This is a genomic window from Streptomyces sp. YIM S03343 (genome assembly GCF_054729195.1).
The window spans coordinates 6863398-6875897 of record NZ_JBPUKX010000001.1; the positions used below are offsets into that span (position 1 = coordinate 6863398).

At 70.1% G+C, this 12500-nt stretch carries 11 protein-coding genes and 1 riboswitch; of the genes, 9 read left to right on the forward strand and 2 right to left on the reverse strand.

The window, feature by feature from the left end; genetic code table 11:
• The first annotated feature begins 83 nt into the window (after positions 1-83).
• The 5 genes from qcrC (at position 84) to ACSYGN_RS30345 (ending at position 6904) form a co-directional block, all read left to right on the forward strand.
• On the forward strand, positions 84-896 hold the full coding sequence (qcrC, locus tag ACSYGN_RS30325) for a cytochrome bc1 complex diheme cytochrome c subunit (RefSeq protein WP_460401189.1): 813 nt from the start codon (positions 84-86) through the stop codon (positions 894-896).
• Positions 893-1948 carry a cytochrome bc1 complex Rieske iron-sulfur subunit gene (gene qcrA / locus ACSYGN_RS30330; RefSeq protein WP_460401191.1) on the forward strand — a complete coding sequence of 352 codons (1056 nt, stop codon included), beginning with the start codon at positions 893-895 and terminating at the stop codon, positions 1946-1948. Before qcrC ends, qcrA begins: the two co-directional genes overlap by 4 nt.
• Complete coding sequence (gene qcrB / locus ACSYGN_RS30335) at positions 1945-3606, forward strand: cytochrome bc1 complex cytochrome b subunit (RefSeq protein WP_460401193.1); 1662 nt, start codon at positions 1945-1947, stop codon at positions 3604-3606. Before qcrA ends, qcrB begins: the two co-directional genes overlap by 4 nt.
• Before the next feature lie 160 nt (positions 3607-3766).
• Positions 3767-4831, forward strand: a complete 1065-nt coding sequence (gene trpD / locus ACSYGN_RS30340; protein WP_460401195.1) for an anthranilate phosphoribosyltransferase — start codon at positions 3767-3769, stop codon at positions 4829-4831.
• Between the two features lie 110 nt (positions 4832-4941).
• Positions 4942-5058, forward strand: a riboswitch (SAM riboswitch).
• A 436-nt stretch (positions 5059-5494) separates the two neighbouring features.
• Positions 5495-6904 carry an aminotransferase class V-fold PLP-dependent enzyme gene (locus ACSYGN_RS30345; RefSeq protein WP_460401197.1) on the forward strand — a complete coding sequence of 470 codons (1410 nt, stop codon included), beginning with the start codon at positions 5495-5497 and terminating at the stop codon, positions 6902-6904.
• 92 nt (positions 6905-6996) lie between these two features.
• On the opposite strand, the gene ACSYGN_RS30350 is transcribed toward ACSYGN_RS30345, so the two are convergent.
• Together ACSYGN_RS30350 and ACSYGN_RS30355 are read right to left on the reverse strand one after the other, a co-directional pair.
• Entirely contained in the window at positions 6997-7278 is a 282-nt protein-coding gene (locus ACSYGN_RS30350; RefSeq protein ID WP_460401199.1) for an Lrp/AsnC family transcriptional regulator, read from the reverse strand.
• On the reverse strand, positions 7275-8048 hold the full coding sequence (locus ACSYGN_RS30355; RefSeq protein WP_460401201.1) for a rhomboid family intramembrane serine protease: 774 nt from the start codon (positions 8046-8048) through the stop codon (positions 7275-7277). The genes ACSYGN_RS30350 and ACSYGN_RS30355 overlap by 4 nt, the downstream gene beginning before the upstream one ends.
• Positions 8049-8238: 190 nt before the next feature.
• Between ACSYGN_RS30355 and ACSYGN_RS30360 the strand changes: the two genes are divergently transcribed.
• From ACSYGN_RS30360 to ACSYGN_RS30375, 4 genes are all read left to right on the forward strand, one after another.
• On the forward strand, positions 8239-8478 hold the full coding sequence (locus ACSYGN_RS30360; RefSeq protein ID WP_055541554.1) for a hypothetical protein: 240 nt from the start codon (positions 8239-8241) through the stop codon (positions 8476-8478).
• A 62-nt stretch (positions 8479-8540) separates the two neighbouring features.
• Positions 8541-9884 (forward strand): NYN domain-containing protein, encoded by a 1344-nt coding sequence (locus tag ACSYGN_RS30365; RefSeq protein ID WP_460401204.1) that lies wholly within the window; start codon positions 8541-8543, stop codon positions 9882-9884.
• Positions 9885-10093: 209 nt separating this feature from the next.
• The gene (locus tag ACSYGN_RS30370) at positions 10094-11128 is read left to right on the forward strand and encodes a C40 family peptidase (protein WP_460403833.1); all 1035 of its coding nucleotides are present in this window, start codon (positions 10094-10096) and stop codon (positions 11126-11128) included.
• 315 nt (positions 11129-11443) lie between these two features.
• Positions 11444-12472 carry a C40 family peptidase gene (locus ACSYGN_RS30375; protein WP_460401206.1) on the forward strand — a complete coding sequence of 343 codons (1029 nt, stop codon included), beginning with the start codon at positions 11444-11446 and terminating at the stop codon, positions 12470-12472.
• Positions 12473-12500: the final 28 nt, after the last annotated feature.

Consider the following 12500-nt stretch of genomic DNA (forward strand, 5'->3'; position numbering starts at 1 on the left):
GTTTCGCGGTGGCCGTCCGGCCGAGGCGGGCCGATCCCACACCAGAAGCATCGACGCAGAAGATCCTGACACCGGGGTAATCCGTGAAAAAGCTCTCCGCACGACGACGCCATCCGCTGGCGGCGGTCGTCGTCCTACTCCTCGCGCTGGCGGCCACCGGGGGGCTGTACGCCGCCTTCGCGCCCGCGAGCAAGGCGCAGGCCGACGACACCGCCCAGTCCCTGACCATCCAGGAGGGCAAAAAGCTCTACCTGGTGGGTTGCGCCAGTTGCCACGGCACCGGTGGCCAGGGCTCCTCCAACGGCCCGAGCCTGGTCGGCGTGGGCGCCGCCGCCGTCGACTTCCAGGTCGGCACCGGCCGTATGCCGGCCGCCACCTCGGAGGGCGCGCAGGTCCCGAAGAAGAAGGCCACCTACTCGCAGGCCGAGATCGACCAGCTCGCGGCGTACATCGCCTCGCTGGGCGCCGGTCCCGCGGTGCCCACCAAGGAGCAGTACAGCAAGGACGGCGCGGACATCGCCCGGGGTGGCGAGCTGTTCCGCACCAACTGCGCCCAGTGCCACAACTTCACCGGCAAGGGTGGCGCGCTGACCAAGGGCAAGTACGCCCCGAACCTCGAGGGCGTCGCTCCGAAGACCATCTACGAGGCCATGCTCACCGGCCCGCAGAACATGCCGTCGTTCCCCGACACGACGATGACGGAGCAGAACAAGAAGGACATCATCGCGTACCTGAACGCGGTCAACGGTGATGAGACGACCAACCCGGGCGGCCTCGAACTGGGTGGCCTCGGTCCGGTCACCGAGGGCCTGTTCGGCTGGATCTTCGGACTCGGCGCGCTGATCGCGGTCGCCGTCTGGGTCGCCGCTCGGACCGCAAAGGCCAAGAAGTCATGAGTAACCAAGACATTCCAGAAGAGAACCTGCCCACCGCGCAGGAGACCGCCGGCACGGTAGGTGTCGCTGACGAGAAGGACCCGTTCGCGGACCCGGGCCTGCCGCCCCACGAGCCCCGGGTCCAGGACATCGACGAGCGGGCCGCGAAGCGGTCCGAGCGCACCGTCGCCCTGCTGTTCACGGTGTCGATGCTGGCCACCGTCGGCTTCATCGCCTCGTACGTGGCGATCCCGGACGACAAGGACATCTTCGTCTTCCCGATCGGTCACCTCAGCGCGATGAACTTCGCGCTGGGCCTGACCCTCGGAACGGCGCTCTTCTGCATCGGCGCGGGCGCCGTCCACTGGGCCCGCACCCTGATGTCCGACGCGGAGATCACCGACGAGCGGCACCCCATCGAGGCCCCCCAGGACGTCCGCTCCCAGGTCTTCGCGGACTTCCGGCAGGGCGCCAAGGAATCCGCGCTCGGCCGCCGCAAGCTGATCCGCAACACCATGTTCGGAGCGCTCACCCTGGTGCCGCTCTCCGGTCTCGTCCTGCTGCGCGACCTCGGCCCGCTGCCCGGGACCAAGCTGCGCAGCACCCTGTGGTCCAAGGGCAAGCGCCTGGTCAACATGAACACCCACGAGCCCCTGCGCGCCTCGGACGTCGCCGTCGGTTCGCTCACCTTCGCCATGCCCGACGGCCTGACGGAGACCGACGAGGACTTCCAGACCCAGATCGCCAAGTCCGCCCTGATGGTCGTCCGGCTCCAGCCGGACAACATCAAGGACAAGCAGGAACTCGAGTGGTCCCACCAGGGCATCGTGGCGTACTCGAAGATCTGCACCCATGTCGGCTGCCCGATCTCGCTGTACGAGCAGCAGACCCACCACGCGCTGTGCCCGTGCCACCAGTCCACCTTCGACCTCTCCGACGGCGCCCGAGTGATCTTCGGCCCCGCCGGCCACGCCCTGCCGCAGCTGCGCATCGGCGTGGACAGTGAGGGCTTTCTCCAGGCGCTCGGCGACTTCGAGGAGCCCGTCGGTCCTGCCTTCTGGGAGCGCGGATGAGTACTGCACCGACCAACACGAACACGGCCGGCGACAACGCGGAGGGCCGCTCGCGCGACACGGCGCCCGCGGGGGAGCGGGTGGCCGACTGGGCCGACGGCCGACTGGGGATCTACTCCCTGGCCAAGGCCAACATGCGCAAGATCTTCCCCGACCACTGGTCGTTCATGCTGGGCGAGGTCTGCCTCTACAGCTTCATCATCCTCATCCTCACGGGTGTGTATCTGACGCTGTTCTTCCACCCCTCGATGAACGAGGTCGTGTACCACGGCAGCTATGTCCCGCTCCAGGGCCAGCTGATGTCCGAGGCGTTCAACTCGACCCTGCACATCTCCTTCGACGTGCGCGGTGGTCTGCTCATCCGGCAGATCCACCACTGGGCCGCGCTGATCTTCATCGCAGGCATGTTCGTGCACATGATGCGTGTCTTCTTCACCGGCGCGTTCCGCAAGCCGCGTGAGGTCAACTGGCTGTTCGGCTTCCTGCTGCTCGTCACGGGCATGTTCACCGGCTTCACCGGCTACTCGCTCCCCGACGACCTGCTGTCCGGCACCGGCGTCCGGTTCATGGAGGGCGCCGTCCTGTCCACGCCGATCGTCGGCACGTACCTCTCGTTCTTCCTCTTCGGCGGCGAGTTCCCGGGCGGCGACTTCGTGGCCCGCTTCTACTCGGTCCACATCCTGCTGCTGCCGGGCATCATGCTCGGCCTGGTGGTCGGCCATCTGATCCTGGTCTTCTACCACAAGCACACGCAGTTCGCGGGCCCCGGGAAGACGAACAAGAACGTCGTCGGCATGCCGCTGCTGCCCGTCTACATGGCCAAGGCCGGAGGCTTCTTCTTCCTGGTCTTCGGTGTCATCGCGGCCATCGCCGCGGTCGCGCAGATCAACCCGATCTGGGCCATGGGCCCCTACCGCCCGGACCAGGTCTCCACCGGCGCCCAGCCCGACTGGTACATGGGCTTCTCCGAGGGTCTGATCCGCTTCATGCCGGGCTGGGAGGTCAACTTCTGGGGCCACACGCTCGTCCTGGGCGTGTTCATCCCTCTGATGATCTTCCCGCTGGTCCTGGTCGCGATCGCGGTCTACCCGTTCATCGAGTCCTGGATCACCGGCGACAAGCGCGAGCACCACATCCTGGACCGCCCGCGCAACGCCCCGACGCGCACCGCGTTCGGTGTCGCCTGGCTGACGGTGTACTTCACCCTGCTGATCGGCGGCGGCAACGACCTGTGGGCCACCCACCTCAACCTGTCGATCAACGCGGTGACCTGGTTCGTCCGGATCTTCGTCTTCGTCGGACCGGTGCTCATGTTCCTCGTCACCAAGCGGATCTGCCTCGGCCTCCAGCGCCGTGACCGCGACAAGGTGCTGCACGGCCGGGAGACCGGCATCATCAAGCGCCTGCCGCACGGCGAGTTCATCGAGGTCCACGAGCCGCTCAGCCAGGAGCAGTTGCACACCCTCACCGCGCACGACCAGTACGTGCCCGCCCAGGTCGGCCCGACGGTCGACGAGAACGGCGTCGTACGCAAGGTGAAGGGCTCGGTGAAGCTGCGCGCCAAGCTCAGCAAGGCGTACTACGGCGAGTACAACCAGATCCCGAAGCCGACCGTCGAGGAGTACAAGGAGATCACGAGCGGCCACGGCCACCACTGATCGCCGGATCGCTTGATCGCTTGATCGCTGCGTTTCGCCACGCCACGGCCGAGGGCCCCGTCCGCCGACAGCATCCGCTGTCCGGACGGGGCCCTCGGCCGTCCCCGCAGGTGGATAGGGTGGGGTCACACGCTGTCGATGACACACCCAGGAGCGGCTGATGAGCGCTGTGACCCCCGCTGGAGGCGACACCGCGGCGGGCCGTTCCTGGCCCCAGGTACTGAACGCCCTGCTGGACGGCCGTGACCAGAGCGCCGACGCGACCGCCTGGGCGATGGACCGGATCATGCGGGGCGAGGCGACCGACGCGCAGATCGCCGGATTCGTGGTGGCCCTGCGGGCCAAGGGCGAGACCGTCGAGGAGATCACCGGCGTGGTCCGGGCGATGTACGAGCACGCCAACGTCATCGAGGTGTCCGGCCGTACGGTCGACATCGTCGGCACGGGCGGCGACGGCGCGAAGACGGTCAACATCTCCACCATGTCGGCGCTCGTCGTCGCGGGCACCGGCGCCAAGGTCGTCAAGCACGGCAACCGGGCCGCCTCCTCCGCCTCCGGCTCCTCCGACGTCCTGGAGAAGCTCGGCGTCAACCTCGATCTCACCCCGCAGCGGGTCGCCGAGGTCGCCGAGGAAGCCGGCATCACCTTCTGCTTCGCCGTGAAGTTCCATCCGGCGCTGCGTCATGTCGCCGCGGCCCGCGGCCAGTTGGGCATCCGTACGGTGTTCAACGCACTCGGCCCGCTGACCAACCCGGCCAAGGTGAAGGCCCAGGCGATCGGCGTCGCCGATCCGCGCATGGCGCCGATCATCGCGGGCGTCCTCGCCGACCGCGGCAACTCCTCCCTGGTGTTCCGCGGCGACGACGGCCTCGACGAGCTGACCACGACCTCCACCTCGCACGTGTGGACCGTCCGCGACGGCAAGGTCGCCGAGCAGACCTTCGACCCGCGTGACGTCGGCATCGAGCGGGTACCGGTGGAGGCGCTGCGCGGCGGCGACCCGTCGTACAACGCCGATGTCGCACGCCGTCTGCTGAACGGCGAACAGGGCCCCGTACGGGACGCGGTGCTGCTCAACTCGGCCGCCGCCCTCGCGGCCCTCGACCCCACGGACGCGCCGCTCGCCGAGCAGCTGGCGGCCGGGATGGCGAAGGCCGCCGAGTCCATCGACTCGGGCGCGGCACGGCGCACCCTGGAACGCTGGGTGGCAGCCAGTCACGCCTGAGGCGCGCGAGTCGTACGAGTCGTACGAGTCGAACGAGGTCACAGGGGGCGCAGTCCGGCATACGGACTGCGCCCTTGTGCGTCGCCGATCATGTGGCAGGATGACGGCCAGGTCATGAGCGACAGCCATCAGGCCCCGGCCGGCTGTCCGGCAACCCTCCGTCCGTGGCGGGGTGCCCCGGGTGAAGACCAGGCCGTCGGCAGCGAAGCCCTCGGCAAGCGCGGACCCCTCGCACTCAGTCCCTGAGTGAGGCACCAGGGGTCCTGGTCACGAGGGAGCCTTCTGTGAGCAAGCGAATGCGCTAGGCCTGTCCGGCCGATCAGGTCGTGGATATTGGCGGTGACCGCCCTCTCCGCGACAACCATCGGGTGCACAGGCCCCAGGCCTTGTCGTCACCTCTTCTTCCGGCTCAGTCCGTCCGGGGGATTGGGGACACCCGTACAGCCCGACCTCTCGGCGGGCGGCGGGAGATCCGACGACAGGCACACGGACAGCGGAGCCCGGTCTCCGCGTCCCGTATCGCCCTTTCGCCCTTTCGCCCTTCGACATCACCCCGCCCGAGCCGTCCGTGCCGGTCCCGCGGTCGCCGTTTCCCGCGCGCCGTCCGACGTCGGCCGCCTGCGCTCGCGTGGTGATGCCCGCCTGTCTCACGGGAGTTGAGCCATGTCCGCCGCCACTGTCGCCACCACCGCCCCCGCCACCACCGCCCCCAGCGCCGCCGCCGATCAGCCCCCCTGTACCCCGCTCCCCGTGCTGGGGCGCGACGTCACCGTGCCGCTCGTCACCGGCGGCTCCGTCACCTACGCCGCCCTCGACTACGCGGCCAGCGCCCCCGCCCTCCAGCGGGTCTGGGACGACGTGGCCGCCTACGCGCCGTACTACGGCAGTGTCCACCGCGGCGCCGGACACCTCTCCCAGCTCTCCACCGAGCTGTTCGAGAACGCCCGCCGCACCGTCACCGGGTTCCTCGACTGCCGCCCCGACGACCAGCTGATCTTCACCCGGTCCACCACCGACTCCCTCAACCTGCTCGCCGCCGCGCTCCCCGCGGACTGCCAGGTCTACGTCTTCGAGACCGAGCACCACGCCGCCCTGCTGCCCTGGCAGAACGCCCGCCTCACCGTCCTCGACGCCCCGCGCAGCCCCGGCGAGGCCGTCGAGAACCTTCAGCGCGCCCTCGCCGGCCGCGATCCCCACGGCCCGGCCCTGGTCTGTGTCACCGGCGCCTCGAACGTCACCGGTGAGCTGTGGCCGGTGCGCGAGCTGGCCGCCGCCGCCCATGCGCACGGCGCCCGGATCGTCCTGGACGCCGCCCAGCTCGCCCCGCACCACCCCGTGTCGGTGCGTGATCTCGACGTCGACTGGGTCGCCTTCTCCGGCCACAAGCTCTACGCCCCGTTCGGCTCCGGGGTGCTGGCGGGCCGCGCCGACTGGCTGAAGGCCGCCGACCCCTACCTCGCCGGGGGCGGCGCCAGCCGCCGGGTCACCCGTGGTGCCGACGGCAAGGTCGTCGTGGAATGGCACGACAGCGCCGCCCGACACGAGGCCGGTTCACCGAACGTCATCGGCGCCTACTCCATCGCCTCCGCCTGTACGGCGCTCACCGAGGCGGGCTTCGGCTCGCTGGTCGCCCGGGAGCAGCGGCTGGTCACCCGGGTCCGCGCGGGCCTCGCCGAGATTCCCCAGGTCACGGTGCTGTCCCTGTTCGGCGACGACGCCCCGCGGGTCGGTGTGGTGTCCTTCGTGGTCGACGGCTGGAACAGCTCCCACTTCGCGGCGGCCCTCTCCGCGGAGTACGGCATCGGCGTCCGCGACGGCCTCTTCTGCGCCCACCCCCTGCTCCGCACCCTCCTGGGCACGGCCCCCGACCCCGCCGACGAATGCGGCGCCACGGAAAGCCCCCTGAACGCCATCCGCATCAGCTTCGGCGCAGGCACCCCCGACGAACACGTCACCCGCTTCCTCACGGCAGTGAAGGAACTGGTGACGACCGGCGCCAAGTGGACCTACGAAACAAAGGACGGCCGCTGCGTCCCCGTAAAGGGAGAGACGGTCACGTCAAACCAAGGGTGAGGCTGACTCCTTAGGGGCGCGGGGAACTGCGCGACAAGCCACAGCGCACCCGCACTCGCGACCGCACCCGCGCCCCCGCCTCCTGAGGCCCCTCAGTTGTCCAGCCCGATGGAGAACGCAGCCTCCAGGTCATGCTGGGAGTACGTCCGGAACGCCACGTGGGTATCCGTCGCCTCCACCCCGGGAATCTTGCTGATCCGCCCCGGGATGACCGACGCCAGCTCCTCGTGCTCCCGCACCCGAACCATCGCGATCAAGTCATATGTCCCCGTCACGGAGAACACCTCACTGACGGAGTCCAACGCGGCGATCGATTCCGCGATCTCGGGAATCCGGTCCACGCTGGTCTTGATGAGGACGATCGCGGTGATCACGGCTGGTTCTCTCCCTCGGGAGCTGGAGCTGGAGCTGGAGCTGGAGCTGGAGCTGGAGCTGACGCGGCCTTCACTCTAGTCGTACGCCCGAACCGCACCCAGGCGTAGCAGAAGCCCAGCGAGAAGCCCACCAGATGGGCGAGGTAGGCGACGCCGGGCCCCTGGGGCGCACGCTGGGCCGCCAGCCACTGGAGAGCCGCCCAGAAGGGCAGCACGACCCAGGCGGGCAGCCGCAGCGGAAGGAAGAGGAGAAAGGGGAAGACACTGGTCACCCGTGCCCCGGGAAACAGGTACAGGAACGCGCCGAGCACCGCCGAGATCGCCCCGGACGCGCCGACCAGGGACTGCCCGGAGGCGGAGTTCGCGGCGGCGTAGCCCAGTATGGCGAGGCAGCCGCAGCCGACGTAGAACAGCGCGAACCGCACCCGGCCCATCCGTGCCTCGGTCATCGCGCCGAAGACGTAGAGGAAGAGCATGTTGCCCAGCAGATGCACCCAGCTGCCGTGCACGAAGAGCGCGGTGACCGGGGTGAGGGCCTCGCGGGCCGTGCTGGCGAAGAGGTCCGCCGGGATCACGCCCCAGCGCCGGAAATAGGTGCGCCGGGCGGTGAGCAGCGCCGTTCCGGAGCCGTAGGCCGGGTTCAGGCCGGAGGCCGGGCCGGTCAGGAAGACCAGGACGCACACGGCGATCAGCCCGTGCGTCATCGGTGCCGGGGTGCGGTGCAGCGCCCTGAGCGCCCTGCCGGCCGGGTTGCTCCAGTTGCCGATCATGGACACAGAGCATGACGTAACGGGACGCAGTGACACGGGCCGCCTCGCCGCCATGGACGGATGGGCGGCGGGTACCTGCCAGGCCGTAGGGTTACGAGCCACACGCGCTGGGCAACCGGCCGTAAACAGACACTGGTCACTGGACACCGAGACGGTCCCCGGACCTGGAGAAGGAAGGCGAACAGCCCTGATGACGGTTCCCCTGCCGACCGCCACGACGCGGTGGCGCTGCACACTGTGCGGCAATCTCACCCGTTTCGACGTGACTCGATCCTCCAAGGTGGTCGAGTACGTGCACCTCGACCTGGCCGGTGAGCCCAAGGTCGAGGAGCGCGAGGTGGTCAGTGAGACCATCGAGTCGGTGCGGTGCCGTTGGTGCAACGCCGTGGATCAGGTGGAACTGGTGGACAGGCCGGGCGCCGGCTCCTGACAGGAGCGGCCCCCGCGGACGGCCCCTCGCAGGGGGTACGTCAGAGTCATGGGTGGTGACGGATGGTGGAGACACCGAGTGCGGAGCCGGACGACGGCGCCGCGGAGGCGCTCGACCGTCCGCTGCCCGACGGAGTGCGCCACAGGGTGGTGCAGATCGTCTCGGACGGCTTCGGCGGGCTGACGGTGGCCGAGCTGCCCGCGCAGCTGCGGCAGTACGCCCGGTTCGCCCCGAACCGCCGGGCGAAGTTCGCGGGCAACGCGATGGCGGCGGCGCTGGAGACCGACCCGCTGTTCCGCCAGCGCATCGGCGAGAAGCTCAGGGAGGCCCAGCCGGAGCTGTGCGGCGCCCTGGACTCCGGCGCGCCGCCTCCGGCCGCCGATCCGCTCGATGTGGCCGCGGCGGCCTATGTGCTGCGTCCGGCCGACTGGGTGAAGCTGGTGACCGCGGCCGGTGAGGAGGCCCAGCGGGCCGACGCCGAGCGGGCCGATGAGGAGAGCCGGGCCGAACTGGAGCGGCTGCGCGAGGAACTGGAGCGGGCCCGGGAGCAGACCCGGTCGGAGACGGAGCGGCTGCGCGCCGAGCTGGACGCTGCCAAGAAGGAGGGCGACGCGCTGCACCGCAAGCTGCGCGCGGCGCTCAGTGACGTCAAGCGCGGCGAGGCCGCGCTGCGCAAGGCGGCGGGCGAGACCGAGGCCGTACGGGCGGAGGTGCAGGCGCAGTTGTCCGCTGCGGAGAGCGAGAGCCGGCGGCTCAAGGCGCGGCTGGGGGAGGCCGAGGCGGCCCTGGAGGCGACCCGGCGCGCGGCCCGGGAGGGGCGCAGCGTCGAGGACATGCGGGTACGGCTGCTGCTGGACACCGTGCTGGACGCCGCGCAGGGTCTCCGACGCGAACTCGCCCTGCCGCCGGTGTCGGTGCGCCCGGCCGAGACGGTCGATGCGGTCGAACCGGGACGAATGACCCCGAAGGACATCGCGGCCCGCGCGCTCTCCGAGCACGACCCGGCCATCCTTGACCAGCTGCTCGCGCTGCCGCAGGCGCATCTGGTGGTCGACGGCTACAACGTCACCAAAACCGGCTATCCCCAGATGCCGCTGGAGAAGCAGCGGCTCCGGCTGCTGGGCCAGCTGTCGGCGCTTGCCGCGCAGACCGGCGCGGAGGTCACCTGTGTCTTCGACGGCGCCGAACTGGCCGCGCCGGTGCTGCTCGCCCCGCCGCGCGGGGTGCGGGTGCTGTTCTCCAAGCCCGGGGTGACCGCCGACGAGCTGATCCGCCAACTGGTGCGCGCCGAACCGCCGGGCCGCCCGGTGATCGTCGCCTCGACCGACCGCGAGGTGGCCGACGGGGTCGCCAAGGCGGGGGCCCGTCCCGTCGCGTCTGCGGTACTTCTGAAGCGACTGTCGTAAAGGTCAATGTAGAGACCTAATGCCCGAATTGGCGGAAGTGTCACGCAACGTAGTGTCAAGCGGATATCACTGCACGTGAGTTGTGGGCAAAGAATGCACGGTGTGACGCGATTTTGCTCCTGAGGATTTGAACTGATCACGGTTGGGTCACTAGGGTCGTGGCTCGAACCTTCACGCGGGTGATCACTCAGAAGAAGGAGCGCGTCTCCGTGGCGTCCCACCGTCGACCGAAGCAGTCGAGCCGAGCACGGGTGACCGTGCTGACCACCGCAGCAGCCGCTGCCGTCGTTCTGAGCTCGCAGGCCGCGAACGCGGCACCCGCCGAGAAGCTCAGCAAGAACGAGGTCAAGGCCAAGGTCGACGCGCTGTACGAGCAGGCCGAGCAGGCCACCGAGAAGTACAACGGGGCCAAGGAGAAGCAGGAGAAGCTCCAGAAGGAGATCTCCACCATCCAGGACAACGTCGCCCGCGGCCAGGAGGAGCTCAACAAGCTCCGCGACGGCCTCGGTTCGATGGCGGCCGGCCAGTACCGCACCGGCGGTATCGACCCCTCGCTCCAGCTCTTCCTGTCGTCCGACCCGGACAACTACCTCGACAAGGCGTCCACGCTCGACCAGTTGAGCAGCCAGCAGGTCGAGTCCCTGAAGAAGATTCAGGACAAACAGCGCGAACTGGCCCAGGAGCGCTCCGAGGCGAGCGACAAGCTCAAGGACCTCGCCGCCACCCGCACCGAGCTGGCGAAGAAGAAGAAGGAAGTCCAGAGCAAGCTCGCGGACGCGCAGAAGGTCCTCAACACCCTGACGGCCAAGGAGAAGGCCGACCTGGCCGCCAAGGAGGCGCGCGCCACCCGCTCCTCCACCGCCCGGGTCGACCTGGGCAACTCCACCGCCGCCTCCAACCGGGCCGCCGCGGCCTTCGCCGCCGCCCAGAGCGTGATCGGCTCCCCCTACGTCTACGGCGCCTCCGGCCCGTCCTCCTTCGACTGCTCGGGTCTGACCTCCTGGGCCTACGCCCAGGCCGGCGTCTCCATCCCGCGCACCTCCGAGGCCCAGGCCAGCGCCGGTACGCGCATCTACAGCGTCAGCGACCTCAAGGTCGGCGACCTGGTCATCTTCTACGGCGACCAGCACCACGTCGGCCTCTACGCCGGCAACGGCCAGGTGCTGCACGCCCCGCACACCGGAGCCGTGGTGCGCTACGAGGCGATCGGGAACATGCCGTTCCAGTTCGGCGTCCGGATCTGATCCGCGCGACACTTCGCACAGCACACCGCGCGACGCGTCGCACAGCACACCGCGCAACACACCGCACAGCGCTCCGAGGACCTGCCGTCTTTCCGCCCGAACGAGCGAATCACGACAAGTCCGTCTGAGCCCACGCCCCGCCGCTGACCTGCGTCAGAGGCGGGGCGTCACGCTGTGTGCACGAGTGGGTCGTTGGCCGTCACGGGCCCGCGGGGCTACTGTCTGGCGCGTTTTCCCGCACCGCCGCGGCAACTGCGCCGCAGCCCGGCGCGGGAGGACGGTCCATGTCCGCCAGCGGAAGGAGTGCGGCTTCCCGTGGGGTCCCATCGCCGCCTTGCATCGTCTCCGGGGTTCGACCGGGGCGCGAGCGTCGCCCTCTGCGTGCTGTCGGCCGCCGCGGCCGCGACCGGCGCTCTGCCGGCCACGCCCGCCGGGGCCGCGCCGCACGACGACACCCGGTCCGAGGTGGACCGCCTCTACCACGAGGCCGAACGGGCCACCGAGGCGTACGACCGGGCCGGGGAGCGCGCCGGCCGGCTCCGCCGGGAGGTGAACGACGCCCAGGACCGCATCGCCCGGCAGCAGCAGCGCGTCAACACCCTGCGCGACGAACTCGGTTCACTCGCGGGCGCGCAGTACCGCTCGGGCGGCATCGACCCCGCGCTCCAGCTGTTTCTGTCCTCCGACCCGGACGACTACCTCGACAAGGCCGCCGAGCTCGACCGGATCAACGACCGCCAGGCCGGGCGGCTGCGGGACTTCCGGGCGGCGCTGCGCGAGCTCGACCAGGAACGCGCCGAGACGACCGGGAAACTCGCCGATCTGGAGAAGGCCCGCACCACCGTGGCCCGCCACAAGCGGACCGTCGAGCACAAGCTCGCCCGGGCCCGGAAGCTGCTCGGCACCCTGTCGCCCGACGAACGCTCCGCCTACGATCGGGCCTCCCGCTCCGGCCGCACCGACCTGCCCGGCCTCGGCGGCCCCGTGGTCCCGTCGGGCCCGCGCGCCGCAGCCGCCGTGGCCGCCGCCCGCTCCGCCCTCGGCCGCCCCTACATCTGGGGCGCCAGCGGCCCCGGCGGCTTCGACTGCTCCGGCCTGATGCAGTGGTCGTACGCGCAGGCGGGCATCCAGCTGCCGCGCACCTCCCAGGAGCAGCGCTTCGCCGGCCACCACGTCCCGCTCTCCCAGGCCCGGCCCGGCGACCTGGTCGTCTACCGTTCCGACGCCAGCCATGTCGCGATGTACGTCGGCCACGGCCAGGTCATCCACGCTCCGCACCCCGGCGCCCCGGTGCGCTACGACCCGGTCGGCATGATGCCGATCTCCTCCGTCACCCGGGTCTGACCGGGGCACGGGGGACGGAGCGGGATAC

Bases quoted from the DNA above. Each gene is read 5' to 3' on its own strand.
- ACSYGN_RS30360 (WP_055541554.1), top strand. From the start codon at position 8,239: ATGACGGTTCCCCTGCCGACCGCCACGACGCGGTGGCGCTGCACACTG.
- ACSYGN_RS30345 (WP_460401197.1), top strand. From the start codon at position 5,495: ATGTCCGCCGCCACTGTCGCCACCACCGCCCCCGCCACCACCGCCCCC.
- ACSYGN_RS30365 (WP_460401204.1), top strand. From the start codon at position 8,541: ATGGTGGAGACACCGAGTGCGGAGCCGGACGACGGCGCCGCGGAGGCG.
- qcrB (WP_460401193.1), top strand. From the start codon at position 1,945: ATGAGTACTGCACCGACCAACACGAACACGGCCGGCGACAACGCGGAG.
- ACSYGN_RS30355 (WP_460401201.1), bottom strand. From the start codon at position 8,048: ATGATCGGCAACTGGAGCAACCCGGCCGGCAGGGCGCTCAGGGCGCTG.
- trpD (WP_460401195.1), top strand. From the start codon at position 3,767: ATGAGCGCTGTGACCCCCGCTGGAGGCGACACCGCGGCGGGCCGTTCC.
- qcrA (WP_460401191.1), top strand. From the start codon at position 893: ATGAGTAACCAAGACATTCCAGAAGAGAACCTGCCCACCGCGCAGGAG.